Here is a 19,244-nt window from a genome sequence, read left to right as displayed (position 1 = left end):
CCCGACCGATGAGGAGACGAGAGTGAACCGTCAGGCCCCCGCGTCACGTGGCGCGGCGTCATCCGCCGAGCGCATGGCGCAGAACGGTGTATTCGAGAAGTTCGCACGTGCCGGCTACGTCGGCAGTGGCATCGTGCACCTGCTCATCGGCTACCTCGCGATCAGGGTCGCGTTCGGTCGCGGCGAGCAGGAGGCGTCGCAGTCCGGTGCGATGGCGGAACTGGGCGAGCAGCCCGGCGGGAAGATCGCGTTGTGGATCGCCGTCGTCGTCTTCGTGATGATGGGCCTGTGGCGGTTCGCCGAGGCTACCTTCGGCAAGGCGTCCGAACCGGAACAACCCGACGCCGACATGAAGGACAAAGCGTTCGACCGGTTCAAGGCCGCCTGCGTCGGTGTCGTCTATCTCGCCTTCGCGTACACCGCGTTCGGGTTCGCCCGCGGCAGCGGCAAGTCCAGTGGTGAACAGAACGCGGGTCTGACGGCGAAGCTGCTGCAGTCCGGTGCCGGCAAGTTCGTCCTCGTCGTCGCGGGACTCGTCATCCTCGGTGTGGGCGCCTACCACGTCTACAAGGGCGCGTCGAAGAACTTCGTCGACGATCTGAAGAGCCACCCGAGCACGTTCGTGAAACGTCTCGGGCTTGTCGGTTACGTCGCGAAGGGTCTCGCGCTCGGTCTCGTCGGTGTTCTGGTGATCGTCGCGGTCTTCCAGGCCGACCCGCAGAAGGCAGCGGGCCTCGACGGTGCTCTGAAGACGTTGGGCTCGCAGCCTTTCGGTACGGTGCTGCTCGTTCTCATGGGCCTCGGCATCGCGGTCTACGGCCTCTACAGCTTCGTCATGGCCCGCGACGCGAAGATGTGACGCTCAGTCGTCTGCGTCGTCGAACCAGAACGACTCGGTCGCGACGTAGTGGAGGGTCGGTGGGCCGGGCAACTCGAACTCGATCGCGCCCACCGGCCGCAGCTCCCCGTCGTTGTCTTCGCAACTGGCGGTCGCGATGTTGAGTCCTGCGGCGATCCCGGTGAACTCGAGGGTCTGGTAGTTCGCTCCGAAGATCTCCGCGATTCCGGACTCGCCGGTGCCGAGCGCCGCGACGCAGATGAAGGGGTGGTCCTCGTCCGGTGGGGACGTGTACATCAGCTTCACCAGCACGGTGTCTCCGCGGGTGCTGACCGTCCACAATCCTCGGGTGTCCGTATCCGCCGCTGCGCTCGCGGCAGGTGCGAAACCGGCGAGCAGTGCGAGCGGTGCGAGCAACGAGACCGTCGCACGCAGGGTCCTGCGATGGTTCATGGGATCTCCTCGGAACCGCGGTGAGTCCCCGACATATTCATCGTCCGCACTCGACATCCGGGGAACGGGCGAATCGGATGTTCGTGAAGAAGACGTGACGGCGACGAGATCGTCGTACCCGGTCCGTGACTCCCCGGGTCACGAAGAGCTACCGCCTCGACCCAACTAGTTGACAACGCAACTAGTTGGGATCATCCTGGTTGAGAAAGCAACCACATCGGAAAGAAGGTGGATCGATGATCGCCGACGAGCAGCAGCGCTACGAAGAATTCGAGCGTCGGCGTGCACTCATCCGCGACGCACACCTGAAGCCTGCCGACGCGCGCCCGCAGTCGTCGGCGCGGGGGCTGCACCACACTGCGCTGATCAGCAGCGACGTCGAACGGACCGTGCGCTTCTACCAGGATCTCCTCGAGTTCCCGCTGACGGAGCTGATCGAGAACCGCGACTATCCCGGCTCTTCGCACTTCTTCTTCGACATCGGCAACGGCAATCTGCTGGCCTTCTTCGACTTCCCCGGTCTCGACGTCGGCCCCTATCAGGAGGTCTTCGGCGGTCTGCACCACATCGCGATCAGCGTCGCCCTTCCCGCCTGGGAGCGCTTGCGCGACAAGCTGATCGACGCAGGTGTCGAGCTCGTCGAACACAGCGACGTCTCGTTGTACTTCCGCGACCCAGACGGAGCCCGCCTCGAACTCATCGCCGACCCGCTCGGCGAGATGTACGGCTCGAAGGTGCTCTAGCGCGAAGCGCTAGCACGGGGTAAGGGGAGGTTGTGTGCGTGTCCGTCTACCGGACACGCACACAACCTCCCCTTCGTCTGTTCGCCGAACTCCTACTCGACGATCGGGAAGATCGACTCCCCGTCCTCGGGGGCGCCGCTGATCTGACCGCGGTCGACGCGCGAATCCTGCACGATCACCCCGTCGACCTCGTCGGCGAGTTTCGAGTCCTCGGGGGCGCCGGTGGTGGCGTCGTCGATCACCTCGTCGACGTCCTCGGTGAGCTCGTCCGCCGGTGTCGCCGCGATAGGCTTGTCCAGCGGCTCGGCGGGTTCGACGTCGGGTTCCTCCTCGGCGAGGCGCTGGTCCAGCGACTCGCCTTCTTGCTCTTCACGCTGGGTCGTTCCGAACTTGTCGGCGCCGCTCCAGTCCTCGGGCGGGTCGACGACCTCGTCGCCGTCGTCGTTCCGCACTTCGTCGGCGTCGAGGCCTTCGCTGGGGCTGAGGGTGTCGCCGGGACCGTCTTCGATGCTCATGTCGAGGAGATACCCGGCCGGCCCGGTGCGAAACCGGCGGCGGTTTCACTCCTGCCGGATGAGGCTATGCCGACGGAACACCACATCGAGGGAGTTTCCCATGGACGAGAACGAACTCTTCCAGCACATCGAGAAGCTGGTGGACGAAGAGAAGACACTGCGCTCACGAACCGGCGCGGACGGTCCGAGCGACGAGGACCTGCAGCGGCTGGCCGCTGTCGAGAAGAGGCTCGACCAGTACTGGGACCTGCTGCGGCAGCGTCGCGCGAANCCCGGACGACGCCCAGGCGCGGCCGGTCGACGAGGTCGAGTCCTACCGACAGTAGGGCGCCGACGGTGGGTCGACCGTTCTGCTTCGGCGACGAACCGTAGCCGGGTAGTTCGGCGTTCAGCACGTCGAAGTGCTCGGCGAGGTGCGGGACGAGGGTGGAGAAGTCGTCCATCGTGGCGCCGATCCCGTGCAGGAGGGGTAGGGGTTCACCGGATCCGGTGCGGCGGTAGCTCGGTCGTGAGTGTATCGGTTCCATCTTTCCCTTCCGGACGGGCCGGAGTGCTCTGTCGCAAAGGCTGTGTGTTCTGTCACATTCGTGAGGAAGGAAAAGCAACGACCTGGCCGAATGCCGTGTTATAGCCCTTGCTTATTGAATTTCTAGAAACTATCGATTGGCACAATTAATAGTTCGCGGATAACGTCGAAGCCGTCAACCCCATCGAGACGAGTGAGGTTTCTACATGTCGCTGATCAACAAGAAGATCAAGCCCTTCAAGGCCGAGGCTTTCAAGGACGGCGCCTTCGTGACCGTGTCCGACGAGGACATCAAGGGCAAGTGGGCGATCTTCTTCTTCTACCCCGCAGACTTCACGTTCGTCTGCCCGACGGAGCTCGGCGACCTCGCGGACCACTACGAGGAGCTGCAGAAGCTCGGCGTCGAGGTCTTCTCCGTCTCGACCGACACGCACTTCACGCACAAGGCATGGCACGGCTCGTCCGAGACCATCGGCAAGATCAAGTACGCCATGATCGGTGACCCGACCCTGCAGATCAGCACCGACTTCGAGGTCCTCCGTGAGGACCAGGGCCTTGCCGATCGCGGCACCTTCCTGGTCGACCCGGACGGCGTCGTCCAGTTCACCGAGGTCACCGCTGAAGGCATCGGCCGCAACGCCGCCGAGCTCGTTCGCAAGGTCAAGGCCGCTCAGTACGTCCGCAGCCACCCGGGCGAGGTCTGCCCGGCCAAGTGGGAAGAGGGCGACGACACCCTCGCTCCGTCGCTGGAGCTCGTCGGCAAGATCTGATTCGTCGACGGAAACTCGTTCCGGTGGCACGGGATCGAACGTCCCGTGCCACCGGGCACCGTCCGGGTCCGCTCGGCTCGAGCTGAGAAGTTCGCCGACTCCCATCTCTTCCGGTCACAGTTCTTCCACCTCTGGAGTGAATCCTCATGCTCGACGCCTCCCTCGCCGCCCAGTTGAAGTCCCTTCTCGAAAAGGTCACCCAGCCGATCGAGCTCGTGTCGTCCCTCGACGACCGGCCGAAGTCGAAGGAACTCGCCGATCTCCTCGATCAGATCGCCGGCATGTCCGATCTGGTCACCCATGTGCGCGACGGTGAAGCCACCCGTCGCCCCTCCTTCCTGATCCGCCGGGTCGGCACCGACATCGCGGTCGAGTTCGCGGGCATCCCGCTCGGCCACGAGTTCACCTCCCTCGTGCTCGCCCTGCTGCAGGTCGGCGGCCACCCCTCGAAGGAGGCCGTGGAGCTGCTCGAGCAGGTGCGCGACCTCGAGGGCGACTTCCACTTCGAGACCTACTTCTCACTGTCGTGCCAGAACTGCCCCGACGTGGTGCAGGCCCTGAACGTGATGTGTGTGACCAACTCGCGCATCAAGCACACCGCGATCGAAGGCTCGCTCTTCCAGGACGAAGTCGACGCACGCCAGGTGATGGCAGTGCCGACCGTCTTCCTCAACGGTGAGCTGTTCGGCTCCGGACGCATGAACCTCGAGCAGATCGTCGGCAAGCTCGACAGCGGTTCCGCCGAGCGCACCGCCGCCGCGATCAGCGAGAAGGATCCCTTCGACGTCCTCGTCGTCGGTGGCGGCCCCGCCGGCGCGACTGCCGCGATCTACGCCTCCCGCAAGGGAATCCGCACCGGCGTTCTCGCCGAGCGCTTCGGTGGCCAGGTGCTCGACACCATGGCCATCGAGAACTTCTCCTCCGTCCCCTACACGGAGGGCCCGAAGTTCGCTGCCGAGCTCGAGAACCACGTCCGCCAGTACGACGTCGACATCATGAACGTCCAGAAGGCCTCGAAGCTCACCCCGGCCCCCACCGAGGGCGGCCTCGTCGAGGTCGAGCTCGAGAGCGGCGCCCGGTTGCTTTCGCGCAGCGTCGTTCTCGCGACCGGTGCCCGCTGGCGCGCGATGAACGTGCCGGGCGAGCAGGAGTACCGCAACAAGGGCGTCACCTACTGCCCGCACTGCGACGGCCCGCTGTTCAAGGGCAAGCGCGTCGCGGTCATCGGTGGCGGTAACTCCGGTGTGGAGGCCGCGATCGACCTCGCCGGCGTAGTCGCCCACGTGACCCTCATCGAGTTCGACTCGGTCCTGCGCGCCGACGAGGTGCTGCAGCGCAAGCTCCGCAGCCTGCCCAACGTCGACATCATCGTCAGCGCCCTCACCACCGAGGTCCTCGGCGACGGTTCGAAGGTCACCGGCCTGACCTACACCGACCGCACCACCGACGAGTCGCGCACCCTCGAGCTCGACGGCGTGTTCGTCCAGATCGGTCTGCTGCCGAACACCGAATGGCTCACCGGCACGGTCGAACTCAGTCCACGCGGCGAGATCGTCGTCGACGACCACGGCCGCACCTCGGTGCCCGGCGTGTTCGCCGCCGGCGACTGCACGACCGTCCCGTACAAGCAGATCATCGTCTCCGCAGGTGCGGGTGCGACGGCCGCGCTCGGCGCGTTCGACCACCTCATCCGCACGAGCGCCCCGGCCCAGGCCGAGGAAGCGGTCGCCGCGACCGTCTAGGCGTCACTGCAGCCCTGTGGCCGTCACCCCTTCCGGGTGGCGGCCACGTTGCTTCCTCGGGGAGGTTGTTGTCGAAGATTCTGCGGAAATCGCCCATATCCTCCCCCAATTCACCCAGCACAGGCATTGACGCGCTCTTTACCCCGGCGCTTCACTGAAATGCGTACGTGTGTCCCCATCGCGACGGTGTCCCAGGAGGTCGACCTATGCGCAGCACACGGAAGTCCGAACGGCGGCGCAGACGCGAAGGACGCCTGTATCGCAGAGCCGCCACGGCGGTGGCGCTCATGGGACTGGTCGCCGTGTGGGTGAATCCCGCGGCGTCGGCGGACGAGTCCACGGGATTCTCGCTTCCCTTCTCCGGAGCACCGGCCTACGAGCATCTGGCGCCGACGCAGGTCACCGACCCGTCCCGGTTGCACGCTCCGCTCGGTCGGGAATGGGCCGAGGACATCGCCCGGCAGATCGGGCTGAAGCCTGAAGATGCGTTGTCCGAGCAGCAGGCCCGTGATTTCACCACCGGCGGGGGAGTGGGCGGCAGCAAGGAGGCCGCCGAGATCATCCAGGGTTCCATCGACATCCTCATCAATACGACCGGCCACCCCCTGTACTCCGACGTGAACGGTGTCTCCACCCCGACGGTGCTGGGCAGTTACGGCCTCTACGTGACGCCCGACGGGATGCTGCAGAGCCCGGCCAACGCGTCGGCGCCGACGAGGCAGGTGAACACGCTCATCGCGCCCGGCGGGTACGTCGACACCTGGCTGCGGAACAACGACGCGACGGACACGCTGGTGGCGCTGTACCGGTCGGCGTACCCGATCGAAGCGACCTTCGGTTTCGCGGCGCAACAGATATCCGGCGCCGCACAGCTGGTCACCAATACGAAGGGCGACGTCGTCTCGACCGTCGGCATGTCGATGGCGCCACCGCTGTGGATCGTGAACTTCGCTCTCATCTACGCCGTGAGCCCTTCCCTCGCGGCCGCGATGCCGGCCTACTGGGCTCCCATCCCGCCCGAGGTTGCCGAGGCCATCGAGGCGAGCCCCACGGGTCAGGTGCCCTACGCCGATTACGCGTCGTACCTCCAGTGAACTTCGGGGAGCCGCGCGTACCTCGAAGGCTGCCGGTAGGGCTGTCGAGGTAGGTGTTGTTGTCGAAGAACGCGGGAAAATCGACAACAACGTCGGCCCCGATACGACGAAGGCCCCGCATACGACGAAGCCCCGACCGTATGGTCGGGGCTTCGTGTGAGAGCCGATGACGGGAATCGAACCCGCGTATTCAGCTTGGGAAGCTGATGTTCTACCATTGAACTACATCGGCACGCTGGGCTTTTGCCGATTCTCGTCGACTCCGGCCCGAGCTTTCGGAGCAAACTGTAGCAGACTCTCCGGGTCGATCGCGGGACCCCTGGACCACACCGAGAGCCCGCCGCCGCGGTCGAAGCGACGCTGGTCGCGCGGCGTCCACGGCAGCAGCATCTGCTCGAAAATCGTGTCGTCGATCTTCACCTTGTGGAGGTTGTCCTCCCAGTGCTGCTTTCCGGGTCCATCGCGTTGTATTCGGCCGGGCTCGACTCGGTGGCGCGCACCTGCGCGTGTGCCTTGTCGACGGGCGTCGTCATCGAATGTCCCGCATCGTCAGAAGTGACCACGACTGTCACCCAGATGCGCGCCGACGGTAAAGACCGGAGGTTGCGCGGCACGGAAGCGGACGCTGCGAAGATAGAGGCATGGCAACTGGACGGCTCTACGGTGGACGCGCAGGCGAGGAACGACAGGCCGATCGGCGAGCGCAGCTGATCGAGGCCGGTCTCGATCTCCTCGGAGCTGCCGACGGCGAAGCCACCCTGTCGGTGCGCGGTGTCTGCAAGCGCGCAAGTCTGGCCTCGCGCTACTTCTACGAGAGCTTCGCCGACCGCGACGAGCTCACCGGTGCCGTCTACGACCATGTCGTCCAGCGCATCGCCGAGAGCACGCTCGCCGCCGTGGCCTCGGCACCGGCCGACGACGACCGCGCGATCGTGCGGGCCTGCGTCGAGAACATCGTCCGCGAGATCGACGAGGACCCGCGGCTCGGCCGCATGCTGTTCTCCGTCAGCCAGGCCAACACGCAGCTCGCGAAGCGGCGCCTCGACTCGACCCGCATGTTCGCCGGGCTGGTCACCGCCCAGGCCGAGAACATCTACGCCATCACCCCGAGCCCCCGGCTCGACCTGGCGGCGCACTACGTCGTCGGCGGACTCGCCCAGGCGCTGACGGCCTGGCTCGACGGCACCGTGCCGCTGAGCCACGACGACGTCGTCGAGGAGTGCACCGAACTGCTGATCACGATGTCGGCCCAATTGCGACGCGACTCGGCCACGTAGAACCCCGCGGCCGCGCGATTGTTAACCTCTACGCGTGCTGCTCTCCGATCGCGACATCCGCGCCCAGATCGCCTCCGGGCATCTGGGCATCGACCCGTTCGATCCGGAGCTGGTGCAGCCCTCGAGTGTCGACGTCAAACTCGACAGCCTGTTCCGCGTCTTCAACAACACGCGTTACACGCACATCGACCCGGCGAAGCAGCAGGACGAACTGACGTCGCTGGTGCAGGTTCCCGAGGGTGAGCCGTTCGTGCTGCACCCCGGCGAGTTCGTGCTCGGGTCGACGATGGAGCGGTGCACCCTGCCGGCCGACCTCGCCGGTCGCCTCGAAGGCAAGTCGTCGCTGGGCCGGCTCGGTCTGCTCACGCACTCGACGGCCGGGTTCATCGACCCGGGTTTCGACGGGCACATCACCCTCGAGCTGTCCAATGTCGCTAACCTGCCGATCACGCTGTGGCCGGGCATGAAGATCGGTCAGCTGTGCCTGTTCCGGCTGACGAGCCCCGCCGAGCACCCGTACGGCAGCGCGAAGGTCGGGTCCAAGTACCAGGGCCAGCGCGGGCCTACGCCGTCGAAGGCGTACCTGAACTTCGTGCACAAGCATCCCGACGCGCGTCCGAGCTAGTTCGTCCTGCGCACGTCGCAGACGAACCCCGGGGTGAATCTCGTCCGTGCGGGTCGGGCGCCCTCTCGCCCGGGTTAATCTCTGCATGTGCGCGTCGCTGCGGTCGCCACCACACTGCTGCTCCTGCTCGCGGCCTGCGCGCAGGACACCTCGTCGCGCCCCTCGTCTCCCGAGGATCTCCCGGTAGTGCGTGCCGACGGTGACCGGCTCGTCCTCGACGGCCGGACGTGGTGGCCCGCCGGACTCAACGCATACCAGCTCGGTACCCGCTGGGAGGTCAACCACGGATGCGGTGCCGAGGTGGACCTCGACGACTTCTTCGGCACGCTGGCGCCGCGTTCGATCGTGCGTTTCGACGCCTTCCAGTCCCACGCTGTCCACCGGATCGGCGGCACGCTCGACTTCACGGCGCTCGATGCCGTCTTCGACGCCGCCGAGCGGCACAGGGTGTACCTGATCCCGGTGCTTGCCCCGCAGGACAGTGATTGCGACGCGGGTGGATACAAGCAGGCGGACTGGTACGACGCCGCTTGGCACGACCCGCTGCCGGGTCATGTGCTCGCCTACGACGACTGGGTCGCGACCGCCGTCGAACGGTGGGGTTCGTCACCGGCGGTCGCGATGTGGGAGCTGATCGGCGAACCCGAGACCGCGACCTGCACCGACGACGAGTGCGCCCTCGAACGACGCGAGTGCTTGCCCGGCGGTGCTCGGCTGCTCCGCAACTGGATCGACGAAGCAGCCGGCATAGTCCGCGAGCACGACCCGGACCGGCTCGTCACCGTCGGCACCATCGGAGGCGACCAGTGCGGTTCCGCCGGCGACGATTTCGCGACCGTCACCGACGCCGAGCAGCTCGACGTGGTGCAGTACCACGACTATGACGACGCACAGTTCCTCGAACGGCGGCTCGACGGATTGTCGAAGCCGATGCTCGTCGCCGAACTCGGTGTCCGGGCCGGTTCGTGCCGCGCGGTGAGCGAACGTGCCGATATCGTCGACCGCACGCTTACGCGGTACCGCGATCTCGGGGCCGATGGCGCACTGATGTGGTCGTTCGTCCCCGACCCGCGACCGGACGAGTGCACCTACGACATCGGCCCGGACGACCCGGTCCACTACGTCCTACGGCGTCACCACGGCTCAGGGTGACGTCCGGTCGAGTACCCGGAAGAGTCGCCAATCGGGTTGGTCGGCACCGTCGTTGGGGATTTCGAGTTCGAGTACCGCGATGTCGCTGCCGGTCTCGTAGATGGTGGGGTAGCGGCGGTTGACGGCGTCCGATGTTCCGCGGCCCTCGTTGGGGACGGTCAGGATGTACTCGACCCCGGAGGCGGAAGGGCGGTTGAGCACGGCCGTGAAGTCGGAGTCCGAAGGGATGACGAACGTCTCGGGGCGTTCGGTGGCCGAGAAGATCGCGAACCCGTAGACCGTGTCCATCAGCACCGAGCCCGGCGGTAGGTCCATCGCGTCGAGGTATTCGGCGATGCGTCGTTCCGTGGAGAATGCCGCGATCACCTGTCGCTGCTTCTCACGCACCTCGGACGGATCGTTGTCGTCCGGGAACAGGACCGTGCGCAGTGCGTGCTGTTCCTGCGACAGGGTGGGCGAGCCCATCGCGACGAACGTGACGGGCAGGCTGCACACCAGGAGCACCGCACCCAAGGGTGCTGCGCCGCTGGGGTCCTCCGCCCTCGGAACGGCATGCGGCCCGGGGCGTCGTGCCGTGAGCAGTCCACGTCGCGGAGCCAGTTGTACGACCCACACCGCGAGCAGCGGGATCGCGCAAATGTAGAAGCGCAGGAACGGGAAGGTCATTCCGCGTGCGTAGGACAGGGCCGCGAAGCCCAGGACCGCGCCGAAGACGACGAACGGCACGAGCGGTTCGAGATCGCGTCGTCGCCATGCGAGCACCGCCACGACCGGGATCAGCAGCGGAAGCGCCGGCCCGAGCACGACGGTCTCGGCGAGCGAGAAGGCGATCGCACCGAGCCCGCCCGACGACCCGCCACCGCTCTGCTCGAGGATGGCGGCGTTGCCGTAGGCCGAGGTGAACTGCGCGAGCCATTCACCGGTGACGAGCCAGCTCGTCACGGCGAACGCGACGAAGGCCAGGGCGAGGGGAGCGGCGACGAGGATCGCGTCCATGATCGCCGGCTGCCATCCCGAGCCGGGAGCGTACCGTCGCGATCGGTACCGGACGAGCAGTGCGACGAAGACCGTCACCGCCCCGCCGACGGCCAGCGCGTCGTACCGCGCGAGATACGCCAGTGCCAGGGCGATTCCGGCCAGCGCCAGGTCGTGGATGTCGTCGGTGCTGCACCAGCGGATCAGGCGACGCGCGGCCCAGCACAAGGCGAACAGGAACGGCGCCTCGCTCATCCCGTTCGCGCCGTAGTAGACGATCATCGGGTTCAGGGCGAACACCGCCGTCACCGTCCACACGAACCACGGCGTGCAGCCGCGATCGCACGCGACGCGGTGGATCTGCACCGCCGCGCCGGCCATGAACGGCGCCGACATGAGCACGGCCGTCACCGCATAGGCCGACAGTCCCGGGAACCACGCCGACAGTCCTGTGAGGGGCACCTGGACGAGCGCGGTGAGGGGTGTGAACACGAAACCGATGGCGGCGAGGTGCGGGTCGCGGCTGAGCAGCACCGACCGCGCAGCGCTGACACGGCTGAGCGAATCACCCTGGTAGTACTGCACGTCCAGCGCGAGCCACAGTCCTACCACCAGATAGATCAGGCAGGCGGTCCAGAACACCCACGTGCTGCGGGTCCTCACGACGACAACCCGTGGAAGGTCTTCTCCCAGTAGGAAGGATTACGGATGAGCTGATAGGTGCCTTTGATCGCCGCGATCGACATGAGCACCCAGTAGAACGGCACGGTCAGGCACGGCCACCACAGGTTCGAGTGGCCCGTCTCGCGGCACGCCACGAAGTTCATGTACATCACGGCGACGTTGCCGAACACGAGCGAGATCAGCGCGGGGAAGTAGGCGTACCAGGGGAAGATCTCCTCGATCAGTTCCGCCTGGCCGAGCAGCCACGCGAGCGTTGTCATCCAGAACACCATGTTCAGGCACGCGATGATCGGCGTGCCCGCGAGCAGGGTCGTGAAACGCAGCATCCCCGCGGTGCCGATCACCCGCCACAACCGGACGGGCCGGCGCATGTGGACCAGCCAGGTCTGCAGATAGCCCTTGTACCACCGGGATCGCTGCCGCACCCAGTTGATCGGATCGCTGTTCGCCTCCTCCAGCGTGGTCGAGTCGAGAACCGCAGTGGAGTAGCCGGATTCGGCGATCCGGACACCGAGATCGGCGTCCTCGGTGACGTTGTACGGATCCCACGCACCGATCTCGTCGAACACCGATCGGCGGATATGGTTCGACGTCCCGCCGAGCGGGATCGGCGAGTGCGACTTCATCAGTCCGGGAAGGATGAAGTTGAACCACAGCGCGTAGTCGGCGGTGAACCAGCCGGTCAGCAGATTCTGGGTTCCGTTGTGGAAAGCCAGCTTCGCCTGCACACATGCCACGTCGTCGCCGAGACGGTCGAAGACGACGACCACCCGGCGCAACTGCAAGGGCTCGGGGAGGTCCTCGGCGTCGAAGATCGTCACGATCTCGCCCGTCGTGAAGTGCAGTCCGTAATTGCACGCCTTCGGTTTCGTCCGTGGGTCGGCGGCCGGGACGAGCAGGATCTCGACGCTCTCGCCGAGCCCGGCCTTCTCCGCGGCCTCGATCGTGACGGTGTCGTCCTCCTCGAGCAGCAACAACACCTGGAGCTTGTCGGCCGGATAATCGAGCGCGGCCATCGCGGCGAGCAGGTCGCCCACCACCTCGGGTTCGTTGTAAGCGGGGACGAGCACCGTGTACGGCGGCAACTGGTCGTCGGTGAGGGCGAGAGCTTCCTCGTCGTCGACGATGAACTGCGCGTCGCGTGCCATGCCGCGGGTGAACAGCAGCAGCCGGTCGGCGAGGGTCGCGATGTACCCGAAGGTGCACAGCACGGTGAAGACGATCAGGGTCGGTTTCGTCGCCACGACGAGCGCGAGCACGAAGGCCCCCGCGAGTGCGAATCCGAGGTATTTCTGCCACGGTACGATGGCGACCGACGCCGACGAGACGGGGCTGCGTTCGCGCAGTCCGTGCACCGCTTCGTGCAGGGCCGCGGTCCGGTAGGCGTCGAACTCGACGGTGTCTTCGGGCGGAACATCGTGTCCCGAGCCGACGTTCACTCGGCCTGCCATTGCGCCTCCACGAGTTCGCGACCCACCTCGATGAGCATGGAACGGTCCTTGTACTCGGGATCGGTGTCCTCGACGGTGCCGTTGCCGCGCAACAACACTCGCATCAGAGTGCGTGCGTTGGCGACAGTGTTCGGCTCGGGCTGCGGGAACGGCGCATCGAGTTCGTGGTTGTCCACCGTCAGCAGGCTCACCCGCTGGGCGACGGTGTCGCTGCGGGTCCACACGAAGCTGAGCAGGCTCCACGTCAGGAGCAGGTTGTCGTCGACGACGGTGAAGTACTCGGCGGTGACGCCGCGACCCAGATCGACATATTCCTTCGGGCTCACCCGTGATTTGCCCAGTGCGTACATCGATTCGGTGGGGTACACCGCGAACGAACCGACACGACGCACCTGCAGGGTCTGCACGGCGACGGTGCGGGGACGCAGCAGCCGATCCCACTCCGGGTTCGGTTCCTCCGCCCGGAGCATCTGCCGGCGCAGCACCGATCCCTGACGGAAGTATGCGCGGGGCCAGTCGTAGTCGACGGACGACAACTGCACCCATCCGGATGGGACGATCTGGGTGGCGGTGCCCGAGTAAGGGGGCCCGACCGAGACCGGCGTCAGGCGCTGGTCGGGAAGCGGCAGGAGTGCGGCGAGCAGGGTGGCCACCGCGACGCACATCGCTCCGCGCACGGCCTGGGGAACCGACACCGGATTCGGTGGCAGCGTGCGTGGCGCGAGCCCGCGGTAGGTCCACAGATAGGCACCGGCCCCGACGACCACCGTCGCGACCACCGCCGGCACGTACTGCGACACGGCGATGGGTGCGTCCGGCCACCGCTGATCGACCAGGACGAGCACCATCAGACCGGTCACGAATGTTGCGGAGCCGTAGAAGAATCCGCGGGCCCGGGTGCGCCGCGTCGCGAGTCCGACAGCCGTGGCGGCGAGCACGAGCGTGACCTGTCCCGCCGCGAGCTTCGTGCCCCCGGCCTCGACGAGCACGATCCGGTAGAGCACGGGCGAGCTCAGGAAGAGCATCGCCCACGCCTGCCAGTACGCCGCGGTCACGCGCAGGCCGAACATCGCGACGCACGCCCCGCACACGAACACCCACGCGGCGAGCACGTCGAGGTGCATCACCTGATAGTTCGTCGCGTAGCGCGGCATCAGCAGCCCCTTGATCGCGAGCGCGATCAGCAGCAGGAGCACCGACGTGATGATGTCGGTCTGTCGGTCGTGGATCGGCAGTTCGTTCTTCCGCTGCCGCGTGATGCCGATCGCAACGATCGCGACGAGAGGCGGCACGATGAGGACGTAACCACCCGTGGTGCCGGTGCGGATCTCGTCGAGCAGCTGCAGCCAGGTGGAGTGGAAGCCGATCAGGGTTGCGGCGACTATCGCGATCCACCGATTGGTGGTGTGCAGCATCGCGTTCGTGAAGAACCGCTCGATGAACGACGGATGCTCGGTTGTCGTGGTCATCGTGTTCACCGCGACTGCGGACGGCGCCGACGGGTGAGCGACCACACCGCGGCGCCCGCCGCACCGACGACGAGCAGGACGACCCCCGCGACGACCACTGCGGTCACCGTGCTGTCCGATTCCGACGACGCCGCGTCGACGTCGTCGTCCCGGGTGTGGGGATCGATGAGGGTGATCGGTTCGCGGTCGGGCGCGGTGAACAGCACGCTGCCCTCGAGTTCGAACCAGCGACCGGGCTCGGCGGAGAGCCAGTCGAGCGTCCGATCGAGTTCCTCGGGAGCACCGGTCGACGTGGCGACCAGCACGGTGCGTCCGTCGTCCCGCACGACCTGCAACGAGGCGAAGTCCACCTCGGTGCCGAAAGTGAGGCTGGTGCTCTCGCCGTCGGCGTTGCGGACCTCGAATCGGCGGTCCTCGGTGCGGACGAGCGGCAGCTGCGACTGCAGATCTTCGGGCAGGAGACCGTTCGCGGCTACGATCACTGCCGGTCCCGACGAGGCGAGCGCTTCGTCGATCGTCACCCATTCGGGGTCGAGCGGACGGCTGGTGAGCGACTGGAGCCCGGCGACGAGCTCGACGGCACGGGCGACGTCGACGAGGCTGCGATCGGAGGTGGCGACGTCGACCTTCGGCATCAGCGTCTGGGGCAGCGACGGGAAGCCGACGGGCAGCGGCGGATCCGCGAGGGTGCTGAAGACACGACTGCCGCCGTCGATGCGCAGGGTGACGGATTGCTGCAGACCGCACTGCTGCTGCGCGCCGGTGGTGCGGAGTTCGACACTGATGTCGGTGAGCCGCCCGAGGGCCGAGTTCGGAACCGTGACGACACGGTCGATGACGCCGCTCGCGTCGGCGGCCCACGAATCGAGCATGATGTCGCCGACGGAGACGGTGATCGACCCGCCCTGGGTGGCGGGGAGCGGGGTGTAGGTGCCCTGCAGGTCGATGCGCACATCGCGCACCGGCCGCCCGAATTCGGTCTGGTCGAGGAAGAGGTGTACGTCGGCGAGGCCGAGACCGCTCGTCTCGAGGTCGGACACGCGTAGGTCGTACAGGGTGGTCGAGTCCGGAGCGAGGATGGGCGGGACGTCGAAGGTGCCGACGGCGACGTCGGAACCGACGGCAAGACCGGACAGGATGCTGTTCACCAGGCCTACCTGGTCGAGGAGGGTCTGGGCGTCGCCTCGGACGTACAGGGCGGGCGGCCCGTCGGGCACCGGCACGACCTCCGCACCCGTCTGGTCGCCCTCGCTGACGACGATCTGCCGGACGAGCGGGGTGTCGGCTGCGGGGGGTAGGCCGTTCGCCGGGAGTTCACGTACGTCCACGGGCACCTGCCGCCCGGGATACCGGGCGCTCACGGTCGCTGCGAGGTCGAGGGCGACGCCCGCTTCGGCGTCCGTGGGGTCCTCGGCCAGATACAACTCGAGGCGATCGAGGACCGGCGGGAGGTAGTCGGCGACCGCTTGCGGCGCCGCGGGTGTGCCCGCGTACCGGACCAGACCGTCGCGCAGACGTACCGAACCCAGCGTCCAGTCGTCGGGGCAGATGTTGTCGACGGCGACCAGGTGCAGATCGAGCGAGACCACCGCGGCGCCGTTCTCCACCTTCGCCCCGGCGAGCGGAATCGACAGGGGCACGATGGCGCCACCGGGCGGCAGTTCCACGCGGGTGAGCAGGCGCCCGTCCGAGACGACGTCGATCCATCCGCGCGCGACATTCGTGGGCAGTTCGGCGGTGGTGTCCAGGAAGGCGGGAGTATTTCCGGCCGGGACAGGAAATGCGAGTGTGACGACATCGGAATTGCCACGGAATTCGATGTTCGGCCCGAGCCCGAGCTTGCGGGTCGGGAATGCGACCTCGCCCGGAGGAGTCGGTTCCGTCGGTTCGAGATCCTGCGCTGCAGCGGTAAGCGGGTTCGCGCACAACGTCATCGAGGCGGCAAGAGCCAGCACGAGGGTGCGACGGGAACGGCGACCGGTTCTGGGCGATGTCACTCGAGCAGCGTATTGCGTCCGATCACGAGAATATTGCAGACGCGGCAACAATTCGGTGTGACGTTGCGCTGTTGTAACGGAACGACGGCCGGCCTCGATTTCAGCCGACGACTCGAATCGGACGAATCAGGAGGCCCCGTGGCGGAAGCAGCGAGGGATCGGACGGTTGCGGCGCCGTGAGCGATCCGCTGTTGTTCGTCGCGCACACCGGTGAGCGGTCGGGTGCCGAGAAGGTCATGCTGATGCTCGTCGACGTCGCTCTCGCGCAGGGGCGTCGGGTCGTGGTGGCGTGCCCTGACGGGCCGCTCGCCGACGCCCTCCCGGCCGGATGCGTCCGTGTCCGGTTGCCCCGGCTGGGCATGTGGGGTCAGAGGGGAGTCGGGCGGATCGCGGGCCTGGCGGGTCTTCCGGTGCGGTGGCTGGTGGGAGCGCGCAGGCTCCGTCGCGTGCTCGCCGCGGAGCGGCCGCGGGTCGTGTGCAACTCGTTGTTCGCATTGCCGTCCCTGCGGCTCGCCGTGCTCGGCACGTCCCACCGTGAACGTACCGGGTGGCTGGTGCACGACACTCTGTCCTCCCGTAAGCAGCGCATCGTCGCCCGGATGGGCAGGGGTGCCGTGGGTGGAGCGGTCGCCGTCTCGCGGGCCTCGGCCGTGCCGGTCCGTGAATGCGGATATCCGGTGGTCGTCGCACCGCACGGCGTCCCGATCCCGCCTGTTCCGTCCCGGTCGACATCTCCCGATGCCTCGACTCCCGAGGACTCGACTCCCGATGCCTCGACCGTGCGGGTGGGCATCCTCGCGTCGGTGACGGAATGGAAGGGACACCGTGTCCTTCTCGAGGCGGTGGCCGAGGTGCCCGGGATCCGTCTCGATGTGGCGGGGGAACCGTTCCCCGGCGACGAAGCCTTCCTCGACGAACTGCGGCGTCGCGCACACGCCCCCGACCTGCGCGGACGAGTGTCGTTCCTGGGTCGGGTCGATCCCGCCGAGGTCTTCGCGGTGTGGGACGTGATGGTCTCCGCGAGCACCTCGCCGGAGGCGGGGCCGCTGGTCGCACTGGAGGCGATGGCGCACGGTGTGCCCGTCGTCGGCACCGATCACGGAGGGACCGCCGAGCATCTGGCCGACGGCGCGGGACTGCTCGTTCCGCCCGGCGATGCGAAGGCTCTGGCAGAGGCGTTGCGGCGACTGATGTCCGCTCCCGACCTGCGGAACGTCATTGCCGTCACCGCGCGTCGCCGGGTGGAGGAGCGCCACGACATCGAAGTCACGTTGCCGGCCATGGTGAACGCCTTGTGGGCGACGGGCGTCACATCGTGAGGCGGCCTCGAGTATTGCTTTTGCAACCATGTTGTGATCGCCGATGTTTGGTGTTCCCGGCGGATTCGCGCACACTGTGAGCCATGTGGGTGTGGATCGCATCGGCGCTGGCGGCGTGGCTGGGCCTCTCGGCTCTCGGCGCGCTCGCGGTCGGTCGGTTCCTGTTCGTCTCCGAGAGGGAGGAACAGCTCGTCGAGATGCAGCGGGAGCAGCGCGATCCTGCGAATCCTCCCGTCGCTTCCTGACACGCCGGACGTCCGCCTGCGCGATACTCGCGAGTAACAATTTCTCGTGTCTAGACTCGGTTCCGCGTCGTCCTCCTGTCCCCCCATGTGAGGACGGCCGCACGGGTCGGCTACCCCCCATCGCCGGTCCGTGCAGAAGCCCCGGCCGATCCACCACCACGATTGCCGGGGCTTCACCTATTCCCGGGCCTGTTTCCGGCGGAGATATCCTGTCGCTCATGACCGAGCAGGCTCCCCGCGTCGCGGTCACCTTTTGCACGCAGTGCAAGTGGCTGCTGCGCGCCGGATGGATGGCGCAGGAAATGCTGAACACCTTCGGTACCGCTCTCGGCGAGGTCGCGCTCGTTCCCGGGACGGGGGGAGTGTTCCGCATCGTTGTCGACGACACGGTCGTGTGGGACCGCAAGGAGGACAAGGGCTTTCCCGAGATCGTCGTGCTCGAGCAGCGAGTGCGTGATCTCGTGGAGCCGGATCGTGATCTCGGGCATGTGGATAGGGCCGCCCGGGCCGATGCCCCACCTCGTCGCGACAGCAACGACATCTAGCGGTAACGTTCTCGTATATGTGCCCGCGTTCTACGCGCGTCGGGCACGGTCGACGGCGTGCCGCTCACGAAAGTGGTCGCCGACATCGAAATACGGGGAGGAAAATCGATGAATTCTGTTGCGAAGAAGGCTGCAGTCGCGGCCTCCGGTGCCGCACTGCTGGCACTGGTCGTTCCGGGCGTCTCGTCCGCTGCGGGTCCGAGCGTCTCGGCGAAGGCGGAGAACGGCGCCATCGTCGTCGACTTCGATCTGACGCGCGCCGACGTCGACCGCGGCGTCACCTGCGTCACCTACGTCCTGAAGCCGGGCACCGTCGACACGGCCGATCCGTCGGGCCGCATCGACGCGCAGCCCGCCGGCACGAGCTTCTCGGTGACCAACACGAGCACCTCGAGCGCGCTGTACATCAAGGACGGCGCACCCTCGCAGGCCGGCCCGGAGTCGATCACCGACGGCACCTACAACGTCTTCTGGGGCTGCCAGGACGCCTCGGGTGCGCAGTACGAGAACATCTTCGACGCGTCCGGTCGCCCCTTCACCGGTGGCATCTCCGTCACGGTCGGCGGCGGCGAGTCCGCACCGCAGGGCGAGTCGGCTCCGCAGGCACAGTCCGCGCCGCAGGCCGAGTCCGCGCCCGCACCGCAGGGCGAGGCCGCGCCCCAGGCCGACAATGTTCCGCCGGCCCCCCAGTCGCAGCCGGAGCCGGTCGACCCGCTCCAGTTCGCGATCAAGTTCCTGCGCGACTTGATCGGCGCCTACCTCTGATCGGAGTCCANTCGGCGGCACCCATCGGGTGCCGCCGATGCCGTTTTCGTGCCGACCCT

At 67.0% G+C, this 19,244-nt stretch carries 20 protein-coding genes, 1 tRNA gene and 1 pseudogene; 13 read left to right on the top strand and 9 right to left on the bottom strand.

All coding sequences use genetic code 11. From position 1 onward, the window contains the following. Nucleotides 1–73 precede the first annotated feature (73 nt). Entirely contained in the window at nt 74–859 is a 786-nt protein-coding gene (locus QR64_RS09340; RefSeq protein ID WP_006552648.1) for a DUF1206 domain-containing protein, read from the top strand. Between the two features lie 3 nt (nt 860–862). Here QR64_RS09340 and QR64_RS09335 read toward each other — a convergent pair whose 3' ends face one another. Further along, nucleotides 863–1,291, bottom strand: coding sequence for a hypothetical protein (locus QR64_RS09335; protein ID WP_006552647.1), 429 nt, complete (start codon nt 1,289–1,291; stop codon nt 863–865). Nucleotides 1,292–1,527: 236 nt separating this feature from the next. Between QR64_RS09335 and QR64_RS09330 the strand changes: the two genes are divergently transcribed. Then, nucleotides 1,528–2,034 (top strand): VOC family protein, encoded by a 507-nt coding sequence (locus tag QR64_RS09330; protein WP_006552646.1) that lies wholly within the window; start codon nt 1,528–1,530, stop codon nt 2,032–2,034. A 92-nt stretch (nt 2,035–2,126) separates the two neighbouring features. Here the strand turns inward: QR64_RS09330 and QR64_RS09325 are convergent, their stop codons facing one another. Beyond that, on the bottom strand, nt 2,127–2,549 hold the full coding sequence (locus tag QR64_RS09325) for a hypothetical protein (protein WP_039584992.1): 423 nt from the start codon (nt 2,547–2,549) through the stop codon (nt 2,127–2,129). Nucleotides 2,550–2,649: 100 nt separating this feature from the next. Between QR64_RS09325 and QR64_RS25780 the strand changes: the two are divergent. The 4 genes and pseudogenes from QR64_RS25780 to QR64_RS09310 form a co-directional block, all read left to right on the top strand. Next, nucleotides 2,650–2,819 (top strand): annotated as a pseudogene (locus QR64_RS25780) (DUF2630 family protein); the annotation flags it as partial. A 462-nt stretch (nt 2,820–3,281) separates the two neighbouring features. Beyond that, nucleotides 3,282–3,845, top strand: a complete 564-nt coding sequence (gene ahpC / locus QR64_RS09320; protein ID WP_006552642.1) for an alkyl hydroperoxide reductase subunit C — start codon at nt 3,282–3,284, stop codon at nt 3,843–3,845. Between the two features lie 146 nt (nt 3,846–3,991). Then, nucleotides 3,992–5,587 (top strand): alkyl hydroperoxide reductase subunit F, encoded by a 1,596-nt coding sequence (gene ahpF, locus QR64_RS09315; RefSeq protein WP_033096297.1) that lies wholly within the window; start codon nt 3,992–3,994, stop codon nt 5,585–5,587. 206 nt (nt 5,588–5,793) lie between these two features. Continuing rightward, nucleotides 5,794–6,681, top strand: coding sequence for a hypothetical protein (locus tag QR64_RS09310; protein ID WP_039584991.1), 888 nt, complete (start codon nt 5,794–5,796; stop codon nt 6,679–6,681). 161 nt (nt 6,682–6,842) lie between these two features. Here the strand turns inward: QR64_RS09310 and QR64_RS09305 are convergent. From QR64_RS09305 to QR64_RS28855, 3 genes are all read right to left on the bottom strand, one after another. Then, nucleotides 6,843–6,913, bottom strand: a tRNA-Gly gene (locus QR64_RS09305). Then, entirely contained in the window at nt 6,904–7,101 is a 198-nt protein-coding gene (locus tag QR64_RS25770) for a hypothetical protein (protein WP_063714189.1), read from the bottom strand. Before QR64_RS25770 ends, QR64_RS09305 begins: the two co-directional genes overlap by 10 nt. Further along, on the bottom strand, nt 7,098–7,214 hold the full coding sequence (locus QR64_RS28855) for a hypothetical protein (RefSeq protein ID WP_367890697.1): 117 nt from the start codon (nt 7,212–7,214) through the stop codon (nt 7,098–7,100). Before QR64_RS28855 ends, QR64_RS25770 begins: the two co-directional genes overlap by 4 nt. A 108-nt stretch (nt 7,215–7,322) precedes the next feature. On the opposite strand from QR64_RS28855, the gene QR64_RS09300 reads away from it, so the two are divergent. The 3 genes from QR64_RS09300 (at nt 7,323) to QR64_RS09290 (ending at nt 9,735) form a co-directional block, all read left to right on the top strand. After that, nucleotides 7,323–7,958, top strand: coding sequence for a TetR/AcrR family transcriptional regulator (locus QR64_RS09300; RefSeq protein ID WP_006552639.1), 636 nt, complete (start codon nt 7,323–7,325; stop codon nt 7,956–7,958). 34 nt (nt 7,959–7,992) lie between these two features. Next, on the top strand, nt 7,993–8,583 hold the full coding sequence (gene dcd / locus QR64_RS09295) for a dCTP deaminase (protein WP_016696219.1): 591 nt from the start codon (nt 7,993–7,995) through the stop codon (nt 8,581–8,583). 87 nt (nt 8,584–8,670) lie between these two features. Beyond that, nucleotides 8,671–9,735 (top strand): beta-mannosidase, encoded by a 1,065-nt coding sequence (locus QR64_RS09290; protein ID WP_039584990.1) that lies wholly within the window; start codon nt 8,671–8,673, stop codon nt 9,733–9,735. Here the strand turns inward: QR64_RS09290 and QR64_RS09285 are convergent. Genes QR64_RS09285 through QR64_RS09270 form a run of 4 tightly spaced genes read right to left on the bottom strand, consistent with a single transcriptional unit; the run spans nt 9,727 to nt 16,311 of the window. Further along, complete coding sequence (locus QR64_RS09285; RefSeq protein ID WP_200886492.1) at nt 9,727–11,373, bottom strand: glycosyltransferase family 39 protein; 1,647 nt, start codon at nt 11,371–11,373, stop codon at nt 9,727–9,729. The two genes, QR64_RS09290 and QR64_RS09285, sit on opposite strands and share 9 nt — an antisense overlap. Then, entirely contained in the window at nt 11,370–12,845 is a 1,476-nt protein-coding gene (locus QR64_RS09280; protein ID WP_039584989.1) for a glycosyltransferase, read from the bottom strand. Before QR64_RS09280 ends, QR64_RS09285 begins: the two co-directional genes overlap by 4 nt. After that, nucleotides 12,830–14,314, bottom strand: coding sequence for an archaeosortase/exosortase family protein (locus QR64_RS09275; RefSeq protein WP_235367073.1), 1,485 nt, complete (start codon nt 14,312–14,314; stop codon nt 12,830–12,832). Before QR64_RS09275 ends, QR64_RS09280 begins: the two co-directional genes overlap by 16 nt. Nucleotides 14,315–14,319: 5 nt before the next feature. Further along, nucleotides 14,320–16,311: a hypothetical protein gene (locus tag QR64_RS09270; protein ID WP_052227257.1), complete on the bottom strand. Its 1,992-nt coding sequence runs from the start codon at nt 16,309–16,311 to the stop codon at nt 14,320–14,322. Nucleotides 16,312–16,487: 176 nt separating this feature from the next. Between QR64_RS09270 and QR64_RS09265 the strand changes: the two genes are divergently transcribed. The 4 genes from QR64_RS09265 to QR64_RS09255 all read left to right on the top strand — a co-directional run bounded on the left by QR64_RS09265 (nt 16,488) and on the right by QR64_RS09255 (nt 19,185). Further along, nucleotides 16,488–17,630: a glycosyltransferase family 4 protein gene (locus QR64_RS09265; RefSeq protein ID WP_039584986.1), complete on the top strand. Its 1,143-nt coding sequence runs from the start codon at nt 16,488–16,490 to the stop codon at nt 17,628–17,630. An 83-nt stretch (nt 17,631–17,713) separates the two neighbouring features. Next, entirely contained in the window at nt 17,714–17,875 is a 162-nt protein-coding gene (locus QR64_RS27165; protein ID WP_019290926.1) for a hypothetical protein, read from the top strand. A gap of 218 nt (nt 17,876–18,093) precedes the next feature. Then, nucleotides 18,094–18,420, top strand: a complete 327-nt coding sequence (locus tag QR64_RS09260; RefSeq protein ID WP_039584985.1) for a SelT/SelW/SelH family protein — start codon at nt 18,094–18,096, stop codon at nt 18,418–18,420. Between the two features lie 108 nt (nt 18,421–18,528). Further along, nucleotides 18,529–19,185, top strand: a complete 657-nt coding sequence (locus tag QR64_RS09255; RefSeq protein WP_039584983.1) for a hypothetical protein — start codon at nt 18,529–18,531, stop codon at nt 19,183–19,185. Nucleotides 19,186–19,244: the final 59 nt, after the last annotated feature.

The sequence above is a fragment of the Rhodococcus sp. Chr-9 genome, from assembly GCF_000801125.1.
Lineage (GTDB): Bacteria > Actinomycetota > Actinomycetes > Mycobacteriales > Mycobacteriaceae > Rhodococcus > Rhodococcus pyridinivorans.
Note: the sequence above shows the minus strand (reverse complement) of the source record. Positions and strands in the feature narration are given on the sequence as shown.

Coding starts and splice junctions, on each gene's coding strand:
- QR64_RS09340 (WP_006552648.1), top strand. CDS start 74: ATGGCGCAGAACGGTGTATTCGAGAAGTTCGCACGTGCCGGCTACGTC.
- QR64_RS09335 (WP_006552647.1), bottom strand. CDS start 1,291: ATGAACCATCGCAGGACCCTGCGTGCGACGGTCTCGTTGCTCGCACCG.
- QR64_RS09330 (WP_006552646.1), top strand. CDS start 1,528: ATGATCGCCGACGAGCAGCAGCGCTACGAAGAATTCGAGCGTCGGCGT.
- QR64_RS09325 (WP_039584992.1), bottom strand. CDS start 2,549: ATGAGCATCGAAGACGGTCCCGGCGACACCCTCAGCCCCAGCGAAGGC.
- ahpC (WP_006552642.1), top strand. CDS start 3,282: ATGTCGCTGATCAACAAGAAGATCAAGCCCTTCAAGGCCGAGGCTTTC.
- ahpF (WP_033096297.1), top strand. CDS start 3,992: ATGCTCGACGCCTCCCTCGCCGCCCAGTTGAAGTCCCTTCTCGAAAAG.
- QR64_RS09310 (WP_039584991.1), top strand. CDS start 5,794: ATGCGCAGCACACGGAAGTCCGAACGGCGGCGCAGACGCGAAGGACGC.
- QR64_RS28855 (WP_367890697.1), bottom strand. CDS start 7,214: ATGACGACGCCCGTCGACAAGGCACACGCGCAGGTGCGCGCCACCGAG.
- QR64_RS09300 (WP_006552639.1), top strand. CDS start 7,323: ATGGCAACTGGACGGCTCTACGGTGGACGCGCAGGCGAGGAACGACAG.
- QR64_RS09280 (WP_039584989.1), bottom strand. CDS start 12,845: ATGGCAGGCCGAGTGAACGTCGGCTCGGGACACGATGTTCCGCCCGAA.
- QR64_RS09275 (WP_235367073.1), bottom strand. CDS start 14,314: ATGACCACGACAACCGAGCATCCGTCGTTCATCGAGCGGTTCTTCACG.
- QR64_RS27165 (WP_019290926.1), top strand. CDS start 17,714: ATGTGGGTGTGGATCGCATCGGCGCTGGCGGCGTGGCTGGGCCTCTCG.
- QR64_RS09260 (WP_039584985.1), top strand. CDS start 18,094: ATGACCGAGCAGGCTCCCCGCGTCGCGGTCACCTTTTGCACGCAGTGC.
- QR64_RS09255 (WP_039584983.1), top strand. CDS start 18,529: ATGAATTCTGTTGCGAAGAAGGCTGCAGTCGCGGCCTCCGGTGCCGCA.